18 protein-coding genes and 1 pseudogene are annotated in these 20,366 nt (G+C 70.2%); 10 read left to right on the top strand and 9 right to left on the bottom strand.

The annotated features are described in order from the left end of the window. Positions 1-266: 266 nt before the first annotated feature. Positions 267-695 carry a hypothetical protein gene (locus ACIOGZ_RS11425; protein WP_363584244.1) on the bottom strand — a complete coding sequence of 143 codons (429 nt, stop codon included), beginning with the start codon at positions 693-695 and terminating at the stop codon, positions 267-269. A 227-nt stretch (positions 696-922) separates the two neighbouring features. Next, a complete protein-coding gene (locus tag ACIOGZ_RS11420) occupies positions 923-1,294 on the bottom strand; it encodes a hypothetical protein (RefSeq protein WP_400985682.1) in 372 nt (123 codons plus the stop codon). 51 nt (positions 1,295-1,345) lie between these two features. On the opposite strand from ACIOGZ_RS11420, the gene ACIOGZ_RS11415 reads away from it, so the two are divergent. The 3 genes from ACIOGZ_RS11415 to ACIOGZ_RS11405 all read left to right on the top strand — a co-directional run bounded on the left by ACIOGZ_RS11415 (position 1,346) and on the right by ACIOGZ_RS11405 (position 3,296). After that, entirely contained in the window at positions 1,346-1,696 is a 351-nt protein-coding gene (locus tag ACIOGZ_RS11415; RefSeq protein ID WP_363584247.1) for a hypothetical protein, read from the top strand. A 111-nt stretch (positions 1,697-1,807) separates the two neighbouring features. After that, complete coding sequence (locus tag ACIOGZ_RS11410; protein ID WP_363584449.1) at positions 1,808-2,227, top strand: VOC family protein; 420 nt, start codon at positions 1,808-1,810, stop codon at positions 2,225-2,227. A gap of 124 nt (positions 2,228-2,351) precedes the next feature. Next, positions 2,352-3,296, top strand: a complete 945-nt coding sequence (locus ACIOGZ_RS11405; RefSeq protein WP_400806700.1) for an NADP-dependent oxidoreductase — start codon at positions 2,352-2,354, stop codon at positions 3,294-3,296. A 104-nt stretch (positions 3,297-3,400) separates the two neighbouring features. On the opposite strand, the gene ACIOGZ_RS11400 is transcribed toward ACIOGZ_RS11405, so the two are convergent. Next, a complete protein-coding gene (locus ACIOGZ_RS11400; RefSeq protein WP_363584251.1) occupies positions 3,401-4,321 on the bottom strand; it encodes a LysR family transcriptional regulator in 921 nt (306 codons plus the stop codon). A gap of 130 nt (positions 4,322-4,451) precedes the next feature. Here ACIOGZ_RS11400 and ACIOGZ_RS11395 point away from each other — a divergent pair, with 130 nt between their 5' ends. After that, a complete protein-coding gene (locus ACIOGZ_RS11395; RefSeq protein WP_400985680.1) occupies positions 4,452-6,065 on the top strand; it encodes a bifunctional 3-(3-hydroxy-phenyl)propionate/3-hydroxycinnamic acid hydroxylase in 1,614 nt (537 codons plus the stop codon). A 277-nt stretch (positions 6,066-6,342) separates the two neighbouring features. On the opposite strand, the gene ACIOGZ_RS11390 is transcribed toward ACIOGZ_RS11395, so the two are convergent. The 3 genes from ACIOGZ_RS11390 to ACIOGZ_RS11380 form a co-directional block, all read right to left on the bottom strand. Beyond that, positions 6,343-7,296 (bottom strand): ankyrin repeat domain-containing protein, encoded by a 954-nt coding sequence (locus tag ACIOGZ_RS11390; RefSeq protein ID WP_400985679.1) that lies wholly within the window; start codon positions 7,294-7,296, stop codon positions 6,343-6,345. Positions 7,297-7,558: 262 nt separating this feature from the next. Further along, on the bottom strand, positions 7,559-7,930 hold the full coding sequence (locus tag ACIOGZ_RS11385) for a fic family toxin-antitoxin system, toxin component (protein ID WP_400985677.1): 372 nt from the start codon (positions 7,928-7,930) through the stop codon (positions 7,559-7,561). Then, positions 7,927-8,169 (bottom strand): plasmid mobilization protein, encoded by a 243-nt coding sequence (locus ACIOGZ_RS11380; protein ID WP_063352545.1) that lies wholly within the window; start codon positions 8,167-8,169, stop codon positions 7,927-7,929. The genes ACIOGZ_RS11385 and ACIOGZ_RS11380 overlap by 4 nt, the downstream gene beginning before the upstream one ends. Before the next feature lie 1,004 nt (positions 8,170-9,173). On the opposite strand from ACIOGZ_RS11380, the gene ACIOGZ_RS11375 reads away from it, so the two are divergent. Genes ACIOGZ_RS11375 through ACIOGZ_RS11365 form a run of 3 tightly spaced genes read left to right on the top strand, consistent with a single transcriptional unit; the run spans position 9,174 to position 12,261 of the window. Then, positions 9,174-10,259 (top strand): bifunctional DNA primase/polymerase, encoded by a 1,086-nt coding sequence (locus ACIOGZ_RS11375; RefSeq protein ID WP_363584261.1) that lies wholly within the window; start codon positions 9,174-9,176, stop codon positions 10,257-10,259. Then, positions 10,256-11,860: a phage/plasmid primase, P4 family gene (locus ACIOGZ_RS11370; RefSeq protein ID WP_363584263.1), complete on the top strand. Its 1,605-nt coding sequence runs from the start codon at positions 10,256-10,258 to the stop codon at positions 11,858-11,860. Before ACIOGZ_RS11375 ends, ACIOGZ_RS11370 begins: the two co-directional genes overlap by 4 nt. Then, a complete protein-coding gene (locus tag ACIOGZ_RS11365) occupies positions 11,857-12,261 on the top strand; it encodes a DUF6009 family protein (protein ID WP_063352543.1) in 405 nt (134 codons plus the stop codon). The genes ACIOGZ_RS11370 and ACIOGZ_RS11365 overlap by 4 nt, the downstream gene beginning before the upstream one ends. A gap of 66 nt (positions 12,262-12,327) precedes the next feature. Here ACIOGZ_RS11365 and ACIOGZ_RS11360 read toward each other — a convergent pair whose 3' ends face one another. Then, positions 12,328-12,861, bottom strand: a complete 534-nt coding sequence (locus ACIOGZ_RS11360) for a hypothetical protein (protein ID WP_363584265.1) — start codon at positions 12,859-12,861, stop codon at positions 12,328-12,330. 239 nt (positions 12,862-13,100) lie between these two features. Next, complete coding sequence (locus ACIOGZ_RS11355) at positions 13,101-14,606, bottom strand: hypothetical protein (protein WP_363584267.1); 1,506 nt, start codon at positions 14,604-14,606, stop codon at positions 13,101-13,103. Positions 14,607-15,376: 770 nt separating this feature from the next. On the opposite strand from ACIOGZ_RS11355, the gene ACIOGZ_RS11350 reads away from it, so the two are divergent. The 3 genes from ACIOGZ_RS11350 to ACIOGZ_RS11340 all read left to right on the top strand — a co-directional run bounded on the left by ACIOGZ_RS11350 (position 15,377) and on the right by ACIOGZ_RS11340 (position 19,587). After that, positions 15,377-15,694 carry a hypothetical protein gene (locus ACIOGZ_RS11350; RefSeq protein WP_400806719.1) on the top strand — a complete coding sequence of 106 codons (318 nt, stop codon included), beginning with the start codon at positions 15,377-15,379 and terminating at the stop codon, positions 15,692-15,694. Between the two features lie 984 nt (positions 15,695-16,678). Further along, positions 16,679-16,960, top strand: coding sequence for a hypothetical protein (locus tag ACIOGZ_RS11345; protein WP_363584271.1), 282 nt, complete (start codon positions 16,679-16,681; stop codon positions 16,958-16,960). Between the two features lie 2,123 nt (positions 16,961-19,083). Next, the gene (locus tag ACIOGZ_RS11340) at positions 19,084-19,587 is read left to right on the top strand and encodes an SMI1/KNR4 family protein (RefSeq protein ID WP_400806722.1); all 504 of its coding nucleotides are present in this window, start codon (positions 19,084-19,086) and stop codon (positions 19,585-19,587) included. A gap of 260 nt (positions 19,588-19,847) precedes the next feature. Here the strand turns inward: ACIOGZ_RS11340 and ACIOGZ_RS11335 are convergent. Further along, positions 19,848-20,366 (bottom strand): annotated as a pseudogene (locus ACIOGZ_RS11335) (winged helix-turn-helix domain-containing protein).

The raw sequence follows: 20,366 nt of genomic DNA, 5'->3' as shown, positions 1-20,366 counted from the left end.
ATTGGCCTGGTCCCACGCGCGGAGCTCGGCCCTGCCGTGGCCGGACGTGTCGTTCACCGTGGTCACAGCGCTCGACCACCTGCCTCAGCTGAACGCAGGCAGGGCCCGGCGGAAGGGACAAGCGGTCAAACTCCAGCAGACCCGGACGACGGCCACAACCACGAACCCGGCACCGAAGTTGGTTCCCACGTGCGGCGTCGGGCGGTGCGGTGGCCGCTCGGAAGCGGGCACCGCACCGCCCGACGGCGGGGGCCGTAGGCCGTGGGTCAGCGCACGGTGACGGTGAACACGGGGGAGGCGACGTCTCCGCTGACGATGCGCAGCTCGTTCAGGCCCTTGATGCCGAGCTTCACGCCGAGCGAGTAGGAGCCGTTGTGGTTGGTGCGGACGGAGGCCGGCAGGGTGACCCACTTGCCGTGCTGCTTCTGCTGCAGGGTCACCTCGGTGCCCGCCTTGAGCCCGGTGGTGGTGCCGGTGACCCGGAACAGCTGCCAGGCCTGGACGGTCGTGACGGACGGCTTGGCGGTGATGCCGGCGTGCGCGGCGGCCTGCTGCGCCGCGGCCTGCTGCGTGGTGGACGTGGGGTAGGCGGCCGGGGCGGCCGCCATGGCGGCGGTGCCCGCCAGCCCGAGGGAGAGCACGGCGACGGTGGTCACGGCGGCCAGGCGCAGGGAGTTCCGCTTGGAGACGATCACGGGTGCACCCCTTTCAAGGGGAGGTGATTGCTCGGCCCGAAGAGCACGGTCGGCGCGATTCGGGCTCTGTCATCTGTAGGGACGCCGCGCTCCACGCTTCGGTTGTGAGCGGATCGTCACCGCCTTGTAACGGTCGGCGACGCCTCGGAGTTCCCAACACCCAAGCACACGAGCGGACTTGGCGCTTCCTGTTCTACGGACACGACAGTCGGACCCGACGGTCCCCCTCAACGGCCAGCGAGGGCACGGCGCCTCCGGACCCGGTACGTTCGGGGGGCGCGGAAGACCGTCGAGCACCCGGACCGGTCGAACGTACGGGTCCGGAAGCGCAGGGCGGCCTGCCAGCGTGTCAGGTCGTCGGCGACGGTGACCTGGTAGTCCCGGCCGCCCTGGAGGATCAGCATCGGGCGCGCGAGCGCGGTCGCCGTGGCCACCGGGTCGTACGCGCGCAGGTCGAGCCAGTAGGCGGCGGAGAGTCCGAACGGCAGCAGCTCCGACGGTGTGTCGGGCATGAGTTCGGGGCCGGCCACCAGCGCGGCCTGCCGGGCCAGCGCCGCCACCGCATCCCCGAGGCCTCCAAGGCCACCGTCTACCGGCACATCGACCTACTCGTCGCCGGCGGAATCCTGGAGGTCGCCGAGGAACGGCGGGTGAGAGGCGCGGTAGAACGGCACTACCGGCTGCGCCAGGACCGAGCCGTGGTCGGCTCCGAGATGGTCCGCTCGCTCACCCCTGAAGATCACCGGCAGGCCTTCGCCACCGCGATGACCGCCCTGCTGGCCGAGTTCAACGCCTACCTCGACCGCGAGCAGGCCGACCCGATGGCCGACCAGGTGGGCTACCGGCAGCACGCACTCTGGCTCAGCCCGGAGGAACTGACCGAGCTGATCGGCGAGCTGCGCACGGCCATCGTGCCCAGACTGGCCAACCGGCCGAGCCCCGAGCGGGCGCAGCACCTGCTGAGTCCGATCCACTTCCCGGTGGAGGCCCCGCCGGGGTGAACCGAGCCGGGGTAGGTCGAGCCGGGGCCCGTGGCGAAAGTGCCGGCGCTGTCTGCTGCCCGGCCGCAATTCGGTAGCGGACCGAGCGGTGCTTCGGGCAGGCTCGCGCGCATGGTCTCGGTGTTGCAGAACGTGGCGATCGACTGTGCGGATGCCTACGGGCTGGCTCGGTTCTGGAGTGAGGTGCTCGGTCGTCCGCTGCACCCGGAGGACGGCCCGGGTGATCCGGAGACTGCGGTGATGCTGCCGGAGGGCCAGCTGCTGTACTTCCACCAGGTGCCGGAACCGAAGACGATCAAGAACAGGGTCCACCTGTGCCTGCGTCCGGAGACCACCCGCGAGGCGGAGGTCGAGCGGCTGCTGAACCTCGGGGCCACCCTCGTCGACGACCGCCGGGAACCCGATGGTGCCGGCTGGGCCGTCCTCGCGGACCCTGAGGGCAATGAATTCTGTGTTCTCCGCAGTGCGGCCGACCGCGCGGCGATGTCCTCCTGCGGCTCCCCCGCGCAACGGCCGGCTGCCCCGCAGTAGCTGGTCACCGCCGTTCGTTGATGGCCGGGACGATGCGCCGGTCTCCGGGCGGCGACGCGAAGTGCGCTGCGCTCCGGCCTCGTTGAGCGGGAATACGGCGCTGAACAGACGCATTGCACGGGGTATGAAGGCCATTGGTGTCTACGACTTCGGCGGTCCGGACGTGCTGCGCGTCCTGCGGTTGCCCGAACCTCAGGCGGGCCCCGGCGAGGTCCGTATCCGGGTGCACGCGGCGGCCGTGAACCCGACCGACATCATGCTGCGGAGCGGCGGTCACGCCTCGCGCATGCCCGGGCGCCGGCCCCCGTTCGTGCCCGGCATGGACGCCGCAGGCGTGATCGACCAGCTCGGCCCCGGGGCCGACGAACGGCTTGCCGTGGGCCAACGGGTGGTCGCCATCGTGCTGTTCACCGGCGCGCACGGCGGAGCCTACGCCGAGCAGATTGTCGTACCCGCCGCCTCGGTGGTGCCGGCCCCCGAGGGGGTGGACCTCGCTGCCGCGTCCACCCTGCTCATGAACGCCATGACCGCGCGCCTCGCCCTGGACGCGCTGGCCGTACCGCCGGACGGAACCGTCGCCGTGACCGGCGCGGCCGGTGCCGTCGGCGGATACGCGGTCGAACTGGCCAAGGCCGACGGGCTGACCGTCATCGCGGACGCCGCCCCGCACGACACCGATCGGGTGCGCGGGTTCGGCGCCGACCACGTCGTCGAACGCGGACCCGAGGTCGCCGCCCGCATCCGCGCACTGGTACCCGAGGGAGTTCCCGGTCTGGTGGACGGCTCGATACAGACCACCGAGACGGTGCCCGCCATCGCCGACGGCGGAACGCTGGCCGAACTGCGGGGCTGGTCCGGCCCCGCCGAACGCGGCATCCGCGTACGCCCGGTGATGGTGACGGACGGCATCACCGACACCGAGCGGCTGAACACGCTGCGCCGCCAGGTCGAGGACGGCACCCTGACCCTGCACGTCGCCGACGTGCTGCCGGCCGAGAAGGCGGCCCAGGCCCACCGTCTGCTGGAGGCCGGCGGCCTGCGCGGCCGGCTGGTACTGGACTTCTCCTGACGGCATCGCGGGGATCGCACCCGCGGCGGCGATCACAGAACGGGCGTTGACGGGTGCGTTGACGGGTGCGTTGACGGGGGGTCCCGGCGGTTCTCACGTCCGGTTCAGCGCAGCGTGGCGGCGAGCGGTCCGACGGCTTCCAGCACGTGGCGGCGGAGCCACCGGGACGCGGGATCGTCGTCGAGTCGGCGGTGCCAGCGCAGTTCGATGTCAGCCGCCGGCATTTCCAGTGGCACCTTGTGCCACCGGAGGGGCACCTGTCGCTCGACGAGGTGCTCCACCACCACCCGGGGGCCGAGGCAGATGACGTCTCCCTCCAGCGCCATCAAGGCTGCCACGGCGAAGGAGGGCACCACCGCGACGACGCGGCGGGAGCGGCCCAGGCGGTGCAAGGCCTCGTCCAGCGGCCCGTGCGCGAGGCCCCGGCGGGAGGCGGAGATGTGCGGGTGGGCGCACAGGTCGTCCACCGTCAGCCGTGCGGCCTTTCCCAGATCGGAGTGTGCCGCCACCACGGCGACGAAGTGGTCGGAGAACAGCGTTCGCGCGCGCACGTCCGGAGGGGGCGGGTCGGCGACGCCGATGTCGAGGTCGAGCGAGCCGTCGCGTAGCCGATCAGGTTCCTTGGAGTCCTGGGCGACGAACCGCAGGCGGACCTCGGGTGCCTCGGCGGCGATCCGATGGGTGAGGCGGGGCGCGAGGACGGGGCTGAGTCCGTCGTTGACCCGGATGGCGAAGGTGCGCCGCCACGATCGCGGGTCGCTTCCCGCTGCATCCACCCGGAGTTCGGCCGCGGCCTCCAGCAGCGCCTTGACCCTGGCGGCCGACCGCTGGGCGAACGGGGTGGGTACGAGGCCCCGGCCGGCGCGCACCAGGATCTGGTCGTTCATCGCCCGTCGCAGCCGGCCCAGGGCCCTGCTGGTGGCCGGAATGGACAGATGAAGACGCATCGCGGCCGCGGACACGCTGCCGGTGTCCATCAACGCGTCGAACACGCGCAAGAGGTTGAGGTCCAACTGGTCGGCCACGGACGCCCCCTTCGTTTGCGTCTGACGCAAACTCCCTGTGCAAAGCATGCATTAGACATCGTGTCAGGAGCGTTCGAGACTGACGTCGTGGCCACCACACCCTCCGTCCCACCCCCGAGGAGCTGCGGACATGCCGAACGACAGGCACCCTGAGAACCGGACGCCGTCCCCTACCGAAGTCACCGCATTCACCGAAGCCGCCGAAGTCACCGCATTCACCGAAGCCGCCGAAGCCGCCGAAATCGCCGTAGTCGGCTGCGGGCCGGTCGGCATGACGCTCGCGGCCCTGCTGGGCAAGGCCGGGCACTCGGTCGTGGTGCTCGAACGCTACCCCGGCCTGTACGGCCTCCCGCGGGCCGCCAGCTTCGACGGCGAGATCATGCGCGCGCTCCAAGGGCTCGGACTCGTCGACGAACTGGCGCCCACCCTGCGCACACAGGACGCGTACGAGTGGCGCAACGGAGCGGGTGACCTCCTCATCCGACAGGTGTTCCGCAACGTCGGCGCCAGCGGTTGGGCCGACCTCTACCAGTTCCACCAGCCCGACCTGGAGACGGCGCTGCACTCGTTGTGCACCTCGCTGCCGAACGTCGACCTCCGTTTCGGCACGACGGTCACCGGCCTGTCCCAGGACCGTGACCAGGTCACCCTGAACACGTCGGACGGTGCGACCCTCGCGGCGCGCTACGTGATCGGCTGCGACGGCGGGAACAGCTTCGTGCGGAACACCCTCGGCGTCGAGCAGGACGACCTCGGCTTCTCCGAACCCTGGCTGGTCTGCGACTTCACCCTCCGGCGCCCCGCGGCCGACCTGGGGCTGCCGTCGATGCTGCAGATCGGCGATCCCGAGGGACCGACCACCGTCATCACCACCGGTGCCGAACGCCAGCGGTTCTGCTTCCTGCTCGACGATGACGACGACTTCGGGCGGGAGCGTGCGGCGGACGGCGTGTGGTCCCGCGTGGGCCGCTACCTGTCCCGCGACGACGCCGACATCGCCCGTACTGCCACCTACACCTTCCAGTCGCTGGTCGCGAGGCGCTGGCGGGACGGCCGGGTCCTGCTCGCGGGAGACGCCGCACACCAGATGCCGCCCTTTCTGGGGCAAGGGCTCTGCTCGGGGATACGGGACGCACTCAACATCGCCTTCAAGATGGATCTCGTGCTGCGCGGCATCCGGGGCGCCGAGGTGCTCGACACCTACCAGAGCGAGCGGGAGCCGCATGTACGCGGCGTGACGGCCACGAGCATGGAACTCGGCCGCCAGCACACCCTGCGGGACCCGGTGCTCGCCCGCGAGCGCGACCGCACGCTGACGGCCCACCGGCGCGCGCTCCGCGAGCCGGACCGGATCCGGCTGCCCGACCTCGGCCCCGGCCTGTTCGCCTCCGGCGGAGGCCGACTGTCCGTCCAGGGCCGGGTGAGCGACGGCCGACGGACGGGCCTGCTCGACGACATCGTCGGCGGAGGCTTCCGGCTGCTGGTCGCCGAACAGGCCCTCCCCCGGCTGAACCGGGCCCGGCTCAGCGACCTGGGCGTCACTGTCGTCGGCTTCGGCCCCACCCCCACAGGCGCTGCCGCCGGAGCCGTCGTCGCCGACCCGGACGGCACCCACCGTCGCTGGCTGTCCGACCTCGGCGCCGCCGCTGCCGCCGTGCGCCCCGACAACTACGTCTACGCGGCCGGGCCGGACGCGGACGCGGTGGCGAACCAGCTACTGGCCCTCCTCACCCCCGGCGCCTGAGCCCGGAACCCGGCTCAGCCGACCCCCAACGCCGTGCTCCGCGCCCGGAACCGCGCCCAAGCCCACGAACCCGCGCCCACCAGCAGGGCCGCCCAGACACCGGCAGCCAACGCGTCGTCGTCACCTCCAGGGCTTCGCCCACTCACAGGCTCTCCTCGTCCGCCAACGGGGCACCAGCCTCCCGCCACCGCCTACCGCCACGGCCTGTCACCACACCGGTGGGCCCTCGGACGCCACCCGCCCAGCCCAGCCCGGGCCTACGGACGGGTCAGTGCCCTCACCGCTCCCAGTAGTCGACGTCGGGCAGCCGTATCCAACTGTCGGCGGGGCCGGTGACGGCGCGGGCGTCGGCGGGGCGCAGGCCCGCGAAGGCGCAGGCCTGGGCGACGGCGTGGTGGTGGTAGAGGTAACCGGTCAGGACCTCATCCGGGGTGTGGTTCGGGAGGGGGGCGCCACCGGGGTGGAGGTCCCAGGCTTCGACGGTGCCGTCGCGGACGATGCGGCCCTGGTTGCCGCTCTTGGGGTTGGCGTACAGGCCGTAGCCGACCGTGCCGGCGGTCAGCCGCGCCATCGCTCCCGGGGTGGACGGCGTGTAGCCCCAGGGCTGGGTGACGACGCATCCACCGGGCACGGTCGTGACACCGGCGATGAGCAGGCTCTCGTCCATGTCGTACTCGTTCGGGTCCTCGAGGAAGTCCTCCATGAACTCCTCGTCCAACGGAGTCGCGTCCAGCCGACGGACCGCTTCGGCGGCGTCGATGGCGGCGATGCAGGCGAGGCCGGTGCCCTCGTAGGGGAAACGGCCCAGGGCCTGGACGAGTTGCCGCCCGCGCTGGACGGTGGCCTGCTCGGTCGCCGTCAGGCCGGCTTGTCCGTCCGGCACGGGGAACAGATCGGGGACCGGCCCAGCCAGAGCGATGCGGCCGGGCGACCAGCCGCCGAGCTGGGGCCGCCACGGGTCGGCGCCTGCGGCCACGAGGACCCGGGCGTTGTCCGGCCGGTTCTCCATGACGGCCTCCCACAGGGCCGTCGTCCCGTTCTCCAGCGCGTCCACGTCCGACACCCGGCGCGTCAGTTCGGCCACCACCTCGGACGAGCCGAACCCCGCGGCCTGGTGCAGGGGGCGGAGACCCCCGCCCCACACGTCCGGGTCGGCTCCTGCGTCGAGCCGCGCACGGATGCCGTCGTGGTCCCGCCAGCTGTTCCAGGTCACACCGTCCCAGCCCGTCATCGCGGCCCCCGTTCGTTCGTCGTCAGCGCGGCTCTCCGCGAGCGCCACCCGTCCACACACGATTGCATGCCGGTCTGACAGTCGCTGTCCGGTGCCTTCGGTAACTGCTGGGGCCGTGCGCTCGGTGACCGCCACTCGTCACCGGACAGCGCCGCGGGGCTCCCCCGGCTGCCCGACCGTCATGCTCCGGAAACGCGGGACCGCAGGACCGTGCCGGGAGCCCGGCGCCTTCCAGATGCCGGCTGACGGTCGTCGACCGGGGTCAGCGGTACCAGGTGCGGACGGCGGCCGCCGTCTCGCGGACGTCCGCGTCCCCGGCGCGGATGCGGGCGGCCAGGTCAGCGGCCTGCTTGGGCTCCGCGGTGACGATGATCCCGGAGGCGCTGAGGTAGGAGGCGGCCACGACAGCGGCGAAGTGCTCGTTGGCGAACTCCAGGGCCGGGACACGGATCAGCTGGTGCATGAGGGCCGCGGCCCGCTGGTGCACCTCGCCGTACACCGGCACGTCCATGACCTCGTCCAGGTGGCGGGCGACCGCGGCGGCGAGGGTGCCGTAGTCGGTGACGTCCGGATCGGCGGGCAGGAGCTGGTGGGCGATGTCAAGCAGCCACGCCCGGTCTATCTGGAGGATCACGCGGCGTCCGCCGCGGCGCCACGGGTGCTCTGCGGGTAGGGCCCGAACTCGGCCTCGAACGCCGGCGCCCACGTCGGCGCGAAGTGCGCCGCAGCTGTCAGGAACCGTTCGCGCCGCTCGTCCGCCTCCTCGGCCAGCACCTTGCGCGCATAGTCCGTCAGGCTCAGCCCGGCGGCCTCCGCCCGCTGCTCCAGCGCCTCGTGCACGGCGTCGTCCAGTCGCACGTTCAGCTGCTTCATACCGGCGAATCGTAGTTCGGCGTACACCCCGCTACAAGTCTGAGGACGGCGTGTCGGGCAACACGGACCGCCCCGGCGGACTCCAGCACGACCTCAGCAACGAACTCGGCCGTCGGTCGGCGGAACCTCGGACCCGTTGCTTTCTCCACCAAGTCGGGAACTCGGTCGCTTGGGTCGCTTCAGTAGCTGCCCTGCCGGGTCATGTCCTGGGGCTGCGGGCCCTCCGCCGGCTCAGGCCCCCAGCGACCGAACCGGATTCGGTGCCACAAACAGGCCGTGCGTACCGGGACAGCAGGGCAACGGCACTGTCCTCGGAGGGCAGGGGCGACCCGAGCGACTCAGCGACTCAGCGACTCAGTGCTGGAAGTGTTCAGGCACTGATCGCTCCTGCGGACATAGTCCCAGGTCACAGCATCGAAGCGACTCTCCCGGCCCTGCGGCGGAGCTACTGAAGCGACCCAAGCGACCCAAGTTGGGGACTTCCACGAGAACCTGGTCCGGCGACACGCCGGGGAACAGTGCCCGAGAGACTCAGTCGCTTTCAGTCGCTGGGGTTCAGTCGCTGGGAAAAACCCCAGGTCAGGACAGGTTCACCCACCCCGTCAGCGACCGAAGCGACTCAAGGTCAGGTATATGACGACATTCCCCTGTGCGTGTGCGCGTTATAGACCCGGGCTACAGTCGCTTCAGTCGCTGTTTGCTGTTAAAAGCGGCTTTGACCTGCGAAAATGCTGGGAGACCGAAACCAGCGACTGAACGGGGTCGGTCGCTGACTTGGGTTTCGGTAGCTGAGTTTCGCCGCAGACTCCGGCAGTTCGCGTCCCCACGTCCTCGCTCGGATAGTCTGTGTGAGCTATCTTCTGGACTTCGGTCGCTTCAGTCGCTGATCCGGCGCCCACCAGTGCCCTGACCTGGCTATTTGCCCTCAGCGACTGAACGAGCGACTCAAGTCCGAGCAGCTACCAACCATGGGGAGAGGGACCAGCGTGACGGCGCCTAAGGCCGTGGGGAGCGACCGAGCGTTTCGCCAGCCGGATGCGCTGGCCGTCGCGCGCTGGTGCGCCGTCCAGGGTTGGCCCGTCCACCCGCTCGCACCAGGTCGCAAGACCCCGCCTGCCAACTGCCAACCCTGCCAGGAGCCGGCTCACAGTCCCGCCGACTGCCCGTGCCCTGCGGCCGGTCGCTGGTGCCACGGCTTCCACGCGGCCACTCTCGACCAGGACGTCCTCACCGCTTGGTGGCGCGTCAACCCGGACTTCGGTACCGGGGTCGCCTGTGGCCCGGCGGGTCTCGTCGTCATCGACGTCGACAGCCACCCCAGCACCGTCCCCGCCCGGGACCGGATCCTGCCCGGGATTCCGATCCACGAGAACGTCAACCTCGACGGCCTCGAGAACGGCTACCACACCCTCGCTCTGCTCGCGGCCCTGCGCCAGGCTCCTGACCCTGCGACGGACACGGAGACCCTGCGCGTGCGCACCCCCTCCGGTGGGCTGCACATCTGGTACCAGGAGGACTCCCCCCGCAGGTTCGCCTGCTCCACCGGCTCCTCCAACGGCCGGGCCCTGGCCTGGCAGGTCGACGTGCGCGCCCACGGCGGATACATCGTCGCCCCCGGCACCGTGACCACCGCCGGTACCTACACCGCGCTCCCCGGGGCAAGGACCCCCGCGCCCCTGCCCCAGTGGCTCAGCGACGAACTCGTCCGCACCGGCCACCTCAAGGACCAGCCCAGTACCCCGCGCCCCTCCCAGCCGTCCGTCCCCGACCGCGGCCGCGCGGCCGTCGTCGCGGCAGGCGGCGGCAAGCGCGGGGCCGAGCGAGTCCTCGACACCGTCCTCCAGGACGTCACCGACTGCGCCACCACCCCCGAGGGGGCCGGTTTCACCGGCAAACTCAACCGCGCCGCCTACACGATGGGAGGCCTGGTCTCCGCCGGTCACCTGACCCACACCGCCGCCGAGCGGCTCCTGCTGGACGCGGCCCGCACCGCCCGCCCCAGCCAGGACAGGCAAAGCTCCGCCGTCATCCGCTCCGGCCTCGCCGCCGGCGCCCGACAGCCCCTGCACGTCGGGAAGGCACGCGGATGAACGACAGCACCCGCAAGAGGACGGTCTTCGATCCCGTGGCCACGGCCCAGCAGATCCTGGAGTACCCGCCGGTCCCCGGCCCAGCCTCCCCGCCCCCCTGGCACGGCACCCCCGTCCAGGAGAGCCTTCTCGACACCCCGTCCGCCGAACCTGCGCCGGCCCCCGAGCCTGTTCAGGAGAGCAAGCAGGCCCCGGCGGGGCCGGAGGCGAGCGCGCACGGTCTCCTGCCCGACTCGCTGTCCGACCGGGGCAACGCCAAGCTCTTCGTCCACCTCTACGGAGGCGACTACCGCCACGTCCCCGGCCTCGGCTGGTATCGCTGGGCGGCGCACCGCTGGCAGCTCGACGAGGACGACACCGTCCTGTGGGCCGCCGGCGAGATGGCCGAGAGCATCGCCACCCACGACTCCCGCGGCGTCTACACCAACACCGATCTGCGTCGGCACCGCCGCCGGGCCCTCTCCACCTCGGGCATGAACGCCATGCTCGCCCAGGCGAAGTCCGCTCCGGGCATGGTCCTCAACGCCGCTCTCCTGGACGCCGACGCCTACGCCCTGTGCACCCCCGGCGGCGTGGTCGACCTGCGCACCGGCGCCATCGTCCCGCCCGACCCGAAGGTCCACCACCACTCCCGCTCCACCACCCTGGCCCCCGCCCGGATGCGGACCCCGCGCTGGGACCGCTTCCTCACCGACACCTTCGGCGACGACAAGGAAGGCCGGCAGACCCGCGACTTCCTCCACCTGCTGCTCGGCTACTCGATCAGCGGCGATGTCGGCGCCCAGGTCATGCCGTTCCTCTACGGCCAGGGCAAGAACGGCAAGAGCGTCCTGCTGGACGTCATGATCCAGCTCCTCGGCGACTACGCGGACGCCGCCCCGCCCGGCTTCCTGATGGCCAAGACCTTCGATGGGCACCCCACCGACCTCGCCGAACTCCACGGCCGACGCATCATCGTCTGCTCCGAGCTCAAGCCCGGCGACCGCTTCGACGAGGCCCGGGTGAAGCTCCTCACCGGCGGCGACAAGATCAAGGCCCGCCGGATGCGCCAGGACTTCTTCTCCTTCGAACCGACCCACAAGCTCTGGCTGCTCGGCAACCACCGCCCCGAGGTCGGCACCGGCGGCTTCGCCTTCTGGCGCCGCATGCGCCTGATCCCGTTCGAACGGGTCGTCCCCGAGGAACGTAAGATCGACAACCTGGCCCACGTCCTCGTCGCCGAGGAGGGCCCCGGCATCCTCGCCTGGCTCATCGACGGCGCCCGCCGCTACTTCGCCGGCGAGAAGGACCTCGCCGGCCCCCAGCGCGTCCAGGTCGCCACCACCGCCTACGCCGAGACCGAGGATCACGTGGGCCGCTTCCTCAAGGAGGCCTGCATCACAGGCGAGGGCATGCGCGCCGAACAGTCCCAGCTCTTCGGCGCGTACACCCGCTGGTGCGGATTCGAAGGCGCCAATCCCGTATCCGGTCGTGCGTTCGCTGCACGAGTTCGCGAGACACTGGGTATGACCTCCCCCAAGGAGATGGTCCTGTCCAACAGTCGCAAGTACTACCCGGGCATCGGCCTGATCACCGACGACACAGAGGAGCAGAACGCGTGAGCGCGCTGATCGACCCGGCCGAGCTCGCCCACGAAACCGATCTCGTCTGGCTTGAGGACACCACCGACCTCGACTACGTGCGCCAGTCCCTGGACCGCCTCACCACCCGCCGCGGCCGCCCCGCCTACCACCGCGACGGCCGCATGGTCGGCTATGCCATCCTCGGTCCCGACGCCAGGTCCTCCCGGGCCTCCGGCACCTTCCGCCGCCGCGTCTTCTGGCTCCTGCCGCACGACCGCGACCAGGACCCCGAGGGCCTCTACTCCACCGGCGCCCCCTCCGAGGCCGTCGACCCGCGCACCGTCGCCCCCGGCGTCAAGGGGTACAAGACCGAGCGCTCCGAGGGCGGCCCGGCCTCGCCGGCGATGCTCGAACTGGGGATAACGCTTCCGAAGGCGTGACCGTATCGGCGTGGGTGCACTCGCACCCACGCCGTTCTGCTCAGACGGCTGCTTTTCGTCCGGCGGTTACGGCTCGGCGTCCGGGCGGCGCTTCTCCTCGAAGAGGGCCGACTGCCCCGCCAGGAGGCTGTCCAGGAACCGGCCGTGCTGCGGGGGCGTGCGGTCCGGGTGTTCCAGGGCTGGGGTGAGGGCCTGCGGAACCTCGGTCTGCGGGTCTTCGGCCCGGGGCTTTTCGGCTTGCAGCGTTTGGATCCGTAGGGTTTCGCTCTGGAGGACTCGGGCCCGGAGGACTTGGGTCTGCGGGACTTCGACCTGGCGGACCCGTCCGGCGCCCAGGACACCGAGTGCCTCGGCGAGGCAGGTCATCGCCTGACCGGGCTCGGCCTCCCTCTCCCCCGGCCTCTCCCCCGTGCCGGTCTCGTCCTCCCCCTGGGCGCGGCCGCGCGGCGACGTACGCGCCTTCGCGGCTCTCGCTGCCTTCGCACCGCCCCGGCCGGCCATCGCCGCCCCCGTGCGCGACGCGGCGGACTCCTTCCGAAGCCGGTCGACCTCCGTCTCCAGTGCCGCCAGGCGCATCCGCAGGTCGTCGAGCTCGCTCATGCTCCCCCTCGTTCAGGACCGTCCCCGGCCTCCCACGGCCGTTGACGTGCCGCTTCAGCCTAACCGGGCGCTCCCGGGCCGTCGCCTCCGGCTACGGACTTGGCCACGGGCACGCCAGTTCGTTCGACGACCACACGTTCGTCAAGGCGACGGCACGTAGTTCGGACGCTGCCGCGATGCTGTTGCTCCGTCTCCTGGGCATCGGGAGCGGCCGCTGAAACCTCGCGGCCGTCGGGGCCTCACCGGGTTGCGGCTCCGGGCAGTCCGCAGAGGTCGAGCAACTCGTGGAGGCGGTCAGCTGCCAGGTTCGGGTTGGCTGCGGCTCCTTCCGCGTGCTCCGGATCGTTCAGCAGAGCCGAGAGCAGGTCGAGAGGAAGGCGCGGATTGGCTGCCGCGGCTTGACGGACGCGGGGTTCGGGGTCGGCGAGCAGATGGACGGGCAGCTGGTCCAGGCCGGCGTCGGAGGCGGCCAGGGCGCGGACGTCCGGGTCGTCGTGGTCGAGCAGGTGGTCCAGGCCGGTGCGGGGCAGGCGGGGCAGCGTGAGCAGATAGGGCCGCTGGCGCGGTGCGGCGATGAAGGCGTCGAGAACGAGTGCGGGCGGTGCCAGCGGGTGGTTGAAGGACAGCAGGTGGCGCACGTCCGCGTCGGGGTCCTCGGCCAGACGGTGCACCAGCTCCGCCGACAGCAGGGGGCAGGTCGCGGCGACTCGGCGCAGCCGAGGATCCGCAGACGCGGCGCACGCCTCGTACCAGCTCGTCCCCGGCTCGACGAACATCTCGCCGACAGCGCCGATGTCCTCGACGGCGTGCCCGAAGACCCGGTCGATGGCGGCGCGCTGCGGCCAGGTCCGCGGCAACGGGTGCAGCAGGGCCCGGGCCCGTACGGCGCTGTCCGGGTCCTGGGCCAGTTCCGTCAGGAGCGGCGGGTCCAGGTCGGCTCTGGCGGCCACCTGCTTGCGCACGTCCGGATCGGGGTCGTGGGCGAGGCGGGCGACGATGTCGCCGGGCGTATGGGGGTTGCGGGCAAGCGACCACAGGTCGCGCCGTTCGGCGAGGCACTGCTCGGCCACGGCGTGGGAGACGGCGTAGCTGATGAGCAGAAGATTCCGGGAGTGACAGGCGCGTTCCGGCAGCTCCGCTTCCATCGCCGCCGGGTCCAGGATCCGGCGGCGGTCACGGGCGGTCTCCGAGACGGTGGGATCCGGGTCGGCCAGGAGCGCGTCGCGCTGGCCGGGAGTCAGCCACAGCCACAGGCTGGCGGCCTGGGCCCGAAGCACGGGGTTCGGGTGGTCGAGCATCCTACGGCGGAACGATGCACGGATCTGCCCGGAGAACGCCAGCTCCTGCCGGATCTCGTCCGCGCTGAGCAACTGCTCCCGGCGGTGTTCGTCGCGGGTGGTCAGCAGGATTTCCAGGACGTCGTCGGGCAGCGGCTCGGCCCTGTTCAGACGTGGGCGCGGACCTGCGGCAAGGCTTGCGCGGACGAAGGCATCGGGGTCGTCGACCAGTCGGCCGCGCTGTTCGGGAACGGCGTGCCGGTTGCGGGCGAAGGCGCGGCGGACCGTCTGCTCAGGGTGTGCGAGCACCGCCTCGACGACCTCGGGGGGAAGAGCGCGTTCCTGGCAGAGGGCCGTCCAGGCAACGCGCCCCTGCGGGGCCAGTAGACGCAGCAGAACCTCGGACGGCGCAGCCCGGTTGGCCGCGACGCCTCGCAGCCACGGTTCCGCGAGAAGAGAGGAGGACATCGGGACATCGTGGCAGTGGATACGACGCCGCGTCGACAGGGTTCGTCGAACCTGACGGCCCACCGAACCGAAGCTGCCGACTTTGATCGACCATTTGCTGCCTCCTGAATTTTCTGCGGAAAATTCAGGAGGCAGTGAGCGAGTGGGGCCGACGCGTCATCTGGATCGGGCTGCCGCTCCCCCGCTGGCTCAGCTATCCCTCTGAATTTTCCGCAGAAAATTCTGCGCCTTCGGACTGGGCGCTGCGGAAGCGGCGGCCCGCTGGCGGACCTTCGGTCGTGCTTGGGCCGCAGTGGATCAGGTCGACTGACACGGCCTGGGGCGGTCGTTCTCGACGTCGCGGGCGAGGCGGGGGCTCGCGGTGAGCCGGGTTCTCCGCGACTCCCCCGCGATCCTCCCCCGGTTCGGGCCGCGCTGTGCCGTCGCTTGCTACCGGCGCAGGCGGTATGTCAGCTGAGCAACCGGCGGGCCGTCCCGGTGTGCTTTCTGAGGGCCATCGAATTTTCTGCGGAAAATTTCGCGGCGTGGTTCAGCACTCCGGCTGTCTGGTCCATGGCGGTCTGAAGGGATCGTCACTCAGCCGACTGGCGAACGATCCTGCGGGCGAGCTCGGGCAGAACGCGTCGGTCCATTCCGGCTGAGGGCTCCAGCATCGGCTTGCGGTTGTGGTGGGGCTCAGCGGTGGGTGGGGGAGCTGTCGAAGCTGTCGGTTTGGCGGGGGGGAGGAAGCGGGATTCTGTCCCGACCTGGACGGGCGTGGTTGAGGATGGATGGTCGTCATCCTGGCAGCGCCCGCCGTCGTCGCCTACCAGAACCAGTGCGGTGGGCGCTCCTGTGTTCGGCACGGGCACAATGGTGTCCCGGCCAAGGGACCGCGGCTGAGCGATTTTCCGCAGAAAATTCTCCACGCGCAGGACAGCTATGGGGCAGCAGCTTCTGCCACTTCTTGCCGCGCCGGGGGATGGTCGGCAGTGCAGCTGTGTGCGCTGGCTGGCATCGGGCTCATGGATTCGCGCGATCTGCCGCTGGCACAGCATGGCGAACGCACGCCGTTGGAGTGGGTCCGGACGGCATGTGACGTCATCTAGGGGAGCCGATCAATCCCCCGAGCCGTCCCGGTGTTCCCTTGAGGCCCCCGAATTTTCTGCGGAAAATTTCGCGCCTCGGTTCAGCAGCCTGGCTTCCTGGTCCACCGAGATCCGAAGAGAGCGGCACTCGGCCGGCTGGCGAACGACCCTGTGGGCGAGCCCAGCAGTCCCCCGGGCCGCCCCAGTACCCCTCCCGAGGTCCGCCGAATTTTCTGCGGAAAATTTCTCAGCGTGGTCCACCGCAGTCCGAAGGGAGTGGCACTCGGCCGGCTGACGAACGACCCTGTGGGCTTGCCCGGCCGGACCTGGGGGGCGGGCCAGCGGAGCCGCATCATTGGCCTGCGGTTGTGACGGGAGCTCAGTTTTATGTGGGGGAGCCGTTGAGGTGGCTGATCCAGCATGGAGGAAACGGCGCGTCTACCTCGGACTGGATGGGTGTGGCCCACGATGAATGTTCGTCATCGTGGCAGTGTCCATCGGCGTCGCCTACCAGAACCGGTGCGGTGGGCGCTCCTGCGACCGGCATAAGCAGATGGGTAGTCGTCGCGCGGTGAGCTCCGGACAGCACGACTGCGTCCGGGGCCAGGGGGCGCGGCCCGGCGATTTTCCGCAGAAAATTCGTCGGCGGTCGGGCAGGGGCAAAGCCGCTGTTGGTCTTCGCCTCGGTGACGGATGACCGCGTACGCGTCCTGTCACGGCCCGCGTCGACAGGCTCTGTGGCTCCCGGGCGAACCGCGCCTACCTGTGTAGGCGCGGCATCCGTCGCACCATCCTGGAGGAGACCTACCGGATCTGTAGCCGAACGAAGCTCGGCGCCGGCGACGGACGTCGCCCAGGTCCGACGAGGATGATTACCGCGCTCAAGCAACACCGCGTGCGGTGGCGACGGGGTACCACGAGTCGGCTGTCCGCTACGAGGCAACCGTGGTGATCGCCGCCTCATACGAGTAGCTGCGAAACGCCACCCGCTGCGATCATGTGGCGGTGAACGATGGACTGCCGGACGGCTGGACGATCGAGCGAGTGTGTTCCGCATCAGGGGATCCTGAAGCCGCCCTGCTCACCCTCGAACGACTGGTCGTGGTGGAGGAGCACGGCCGCGCGGACTACGTCTCACTCCGGCCCGACGTCATCCTGGCCTTCCACGGCCTGTGTCTCGTACGAGCGGACGACGACTGGTACATGGGCGAGCTCGACTTCGACGGCTCGGTCATCTGTTGGGCCGCCTACGGTTCCGACTTGGGCGAAGCCATCCAGGGGTTGTGACGTATCAGGCGATCGGCTTGATCACTTTCACAGCGTGCCTCAGTGGGGGAGAGGACCCCCACTTGTCGTGATAGGCGCTCCCCCGTAGGAGGCCGCAGGGGAGTCGAAGCCGTCGGCAATTCCTGTGTCGCGAGGGTGGGCCGATTGCTGGGAACCGGGACACAGCGATCGCGGAGCCCGATCTGTCTACCGCTCAGTCGAGGAATTTTCCGCAGAAAATGCGAGGGCTTCGATGGGGGAGCAGCATCAGCATCCGGACCAGCCGACTGGCAAGCGCACGCTCACGCGCTGCACAGCCACGGCTCGGACTCGGGTTCCGGCTCATTCAAAGGGGCTTCCGTACCACTGACCCATGCCGTCCGGGTTGGCTCTCTCCGAGCTTCTTCGCGGAGGCCGGTCAGAGTTCTCGACGGACATCCATCGTGCCCACGGCAACGGCAACGGCAATGGACGATGCCAGCAACGGACGATGCAGGGGATGGCCGATCCGTGGGCTTCGTCGAGGGACTCTGAATTTTCCGCGGAAAATCCGATGCGCCATCGGCCAAAGCGATGCTCTGGACATCCACAGCGGCGTCGAGTTCGCCATCACTACGTCCGCCGCTTGACCTGCTTTACGGCGCCTCTGCCTTCACGATCGAACCAGCAGCTCGTATCCGACCGGACCGATGGCCCCCCGAAAGTGCTCACCGGGGCAGGACCGCCACCTCCCGATCTCGACCGTACGGCTCATACCTCGGAGAGGACCCGGCCAGTGGGGCGGCATGCCACAGCTGATGTCGGTCCTCCAACGCATCGGGGTCAAGGGCTCCGGCATGGTCATCCGCGCACACCCCCGACTGCCTTGGTGGCGCCAAGGGCGTACGGCTCCCGCCGCAACTGTCGCTACCTGCGAAGGCGCCAGATTCAAGCACACCATCCCGGAGAAGAAGGATCAGCGGGCCAACCGTCGGCGACGAGTCAGCCGAGGAGGCTGGCCTGCGGGCTTCGACATGAAGATGTACAGCGTCGGAACGAGGTCGAGCGCGCGGTCAAATCGGCTCGGCGTCCTCGATCCGACTGCGGCCCAGGTCGTGGGTCGGTTCGATTCCCGGGCGCCGCCTCGTCCGGTCAGGTTCGTCTCGACGTCGTCCCAATCCGGGCCGTGCAGCCACAGGTTCTGTACCGCCTTCCCGCATCAGTGCCGGCTCGCCCGGTCGTGGCAGAGGCACGAGCCGGTACTCCAGACTCCGTATCTGCATCGGCAGGCAGCCCCGTCAGCTGGCCGTGGGCACAGCGCCCTCGGCATGGCGAGGATCGCATCCGCATCGGCGAAGGTCAGCTCCTGGACGAAGTAGCGCCCGTCATCGTCATCGTCATCGTCATCGGCGTAGTCGCTGAAGCGATGTCTCGTGACGGGCTTTCCGACGGCGGCCGCAGCCGCGGTCAGTCTGGCGGTGGCGCCGACGGTCGGTACCTCGGTGCTGCCACGAACCCGGGCCGACGGTAAGTCAGGGGACCGGAGGGGAAGGGGGGCGGGTGAAGGTCCAACTTGCCAAGCGGCCGCAGCGAGCTGCGGTACGCCTGAGGTCGAGCTGGCCGGCCAGGAGATGGCGGAGCCGGGGACGAGCTTCCGGCGGAAGGAGAAGCGGGTGCGATGTTCGGCACCCGTCCGGCGCGGGTGTGAGCGCGAGTGGCTTCTTCGAGGCCTCGGGAGCCGACTCCTCAGCGGTCAGAGGCGATTTGCACGTCGCAGGCCACTTCACGTTCAAGGGCCTGAACACAAAAGACACCAGAAGACCGGTAATAAACAAATCTCGGTACGGCGCTGTTTTCGGATGACGTGGTGCTGGGCACGCCGACCGTAGCTTTCCCGCGGCGGCCGGGTCCTTCGGTATTTAGTTCGTATAAACAAGAGAGGAGGCGGTTCGGATTCGGTGGCCGAGGTGAGCCACGTCGACGGTCGAGCCTTCGCGACGTGTCGGGTGATCGACCCGAAGTTCCGGATGTGGGGGAGAGGGCGGGACGTGGCCTGAGGGCGTAGCGGAGCGTCGTCCACCAGAGCTGGGCGCCTCGCGGGGAGGGGAGCCCGGTGCGCGGGGATGACTCCCGCCCGCCGTGGTGGCATGAGACTCTGGGATTCGGTGACCGAGCCCTGGAACCTCATTGACGTCTGGCCGGCGAAGAACGCATCGGCCAGCCTGGCCGAGCGTCACCCGCCCGCATCGCCCGAAGCCGTCGGGCGCACCGAGGAGCGGCTCGGGTTCGAGATCCCCGCTGATCTGTGCGAGTCGCTGCTGTGCCATGGCGGAGACGACGCCTACCTCGCTGTCCTTCCGCGCGGCCCCCTGTACTCCATGGAAAGGATCGTCGAGATCCGCACCATGCGGATGAGGATCTGGGACGCCGATGATCCGGACCAGCGGGACGCCCCGTGGTGGGGAGCGCGGTGGGCCCCGTTCGCCGGCCGTTACGGCGACGAGCACTTCATCGACGCCGGGCCCGGCCTGTGGCACAACCACCTCGGGAGGGCTGCCCATGACGGCTCGGCCTACTCCGCCGGCTGGCCGAGCCTGGCCACCCTGGCTCCATGCCGTCGCCCAGGCGATGCTGCACCACGGTGGCCGCGACCACGTCGAGCCGGCTAAGTCGCCAATTCGCTTTTGTGCCAAGGTAGTTGAATGATAGATCTCACCGAAAGAGCGGAACTCGGTTGAGTGGCAAGCCCTTTGCGGGAGTCCTGTTCGGGCATCGGGGACGCAACACCTGAACTGGGCAGGCTGGTCTTCGGTGTTGCCCATGATCTGGTTGAAGAGCCCCGATGCGGTGTGTCATCACATCTCGCACGAGGCCCGCCGTGACGGCCAGTTGCGGGTGTCTGGGCATCGGGTGCGATATGACGGTGGCGTCAGGGGCGGAAGGGGAAGCCGTAGAGGTGCACGGACACGTGCTCGCGGCCCTCGGTGTCGCCGGCTCCCTTGGCGGCCTTGCCGCGCTTCCGCCAGCGTCGTCCCAGCGCCTCGAGTTCGCCGTTCAGCTCGGCGAGTTCGGCCGGGGTCGGGTCGATCATCTCACTCGGAGCTGAACGTGGAGTCCGTCCACACCTTGCCCCAGGCGGCGCCCTGGTCCAGGTACGCGCGGTACGGGGAGGTCCGGGTCTCGACGATGCCGCGGGTGACCGCGCCGACTGCGGCGGCCCCCTCGGGCGTGCCCGCGAAGTCCGAGTCCCCAAAGCCCCAGCCCTCCTCGGAAGCCATCTGCCACCACGGCTCGCGGCCGTCCGCACTGCGGCCGCTCGCCTCGGACACGAAGCCGTGCTCGGCCAGCTTGCGCAGGTGGTAGCTGACCAACGACGGGGCCGCGTCGACCTGTTCGGCGAGCTGGAGGCGGTCGCGGCGCCCGCGGCGTACAGCAGCCGGTAGAGCAT

Source organism: Kitasatospora sp. NPDC088160 (assembly GCF_044741445.1).
Taxonomy (GTDB): domain Bacteria; phylum Actinomycetota; class Actinomycetes; order Streptomycetales; family Streptomycetaceae; genus Kitasatospora.
This window is presented reverse-complemented; position numbering and strand designations above follow the sequence as displayed.

Coding starts and splice junctions, on each gene's coding strand:
- ACIOGZ_RS11410 (WP_363584449.1), top strand. CDS start 1,808: ATGGTCTCGGTGTTGCAGAACGTGGCGATCGACTGTGCGGATGCCTAC.
- ACIOGZ_RS11405 (WP_400806700.1), top strand. CDS start 2,352: ATGAAGGCCATTGGTGTCTACGACTTCGGCGGTCCGGACGTGCTGCGC.
- ACIOGZ_RS11395 (WP_400985680.1), top strand. CDS start 4,452: ATGCCGAACGACAGGCACCCTGAGAACCGGACGCCGTCCCCTACCGAA.
- ACIOGZ_RS11390 (WP_400985679.1), bottom strand. CDS start 7,296: ATGACGGGCTGGGACGGTGTGACCTGGAACAGCTGGCGGGACCACGAC.
- ACIOGZ_RS11380 (WP_063352545.1), bottom strand. CDS start 8,169: ATGAAGCAGCTGAACGTGCGACTGGACGACGCCGTGCACGAGGCGCTG.
- ACIOGZ_RS11370 (WP_363584263.1), top strand. CDS start 10,256: ATGAACGACAGCACCCGCAAGAGGACGGTCTTCGATCCCGTGGCCACG.
- ACIOGZ_RS11360 (WP_363584265.1), bottom strand. CDS start 12,861: ATGAGCGAGCTCGACGACCTGCGGATGCGCCTGGCGGCACTGGAGACG.
- ACIOGZ_RS11355 (WP_363584267.1), bottom strand. CDS start 14,606: ATGTCCTCCTCTCTTCTCGCGGAACCGTGGCTGCGAGGCGTCGCGGCC.
- ACIOGZ_RS11350 (WP_400806719.1), top strand. CDS start 15,377: ATGGTCGTCATCCTGGCAGCGCCCGCCGTCGTCGCCTACCAGAACCAG.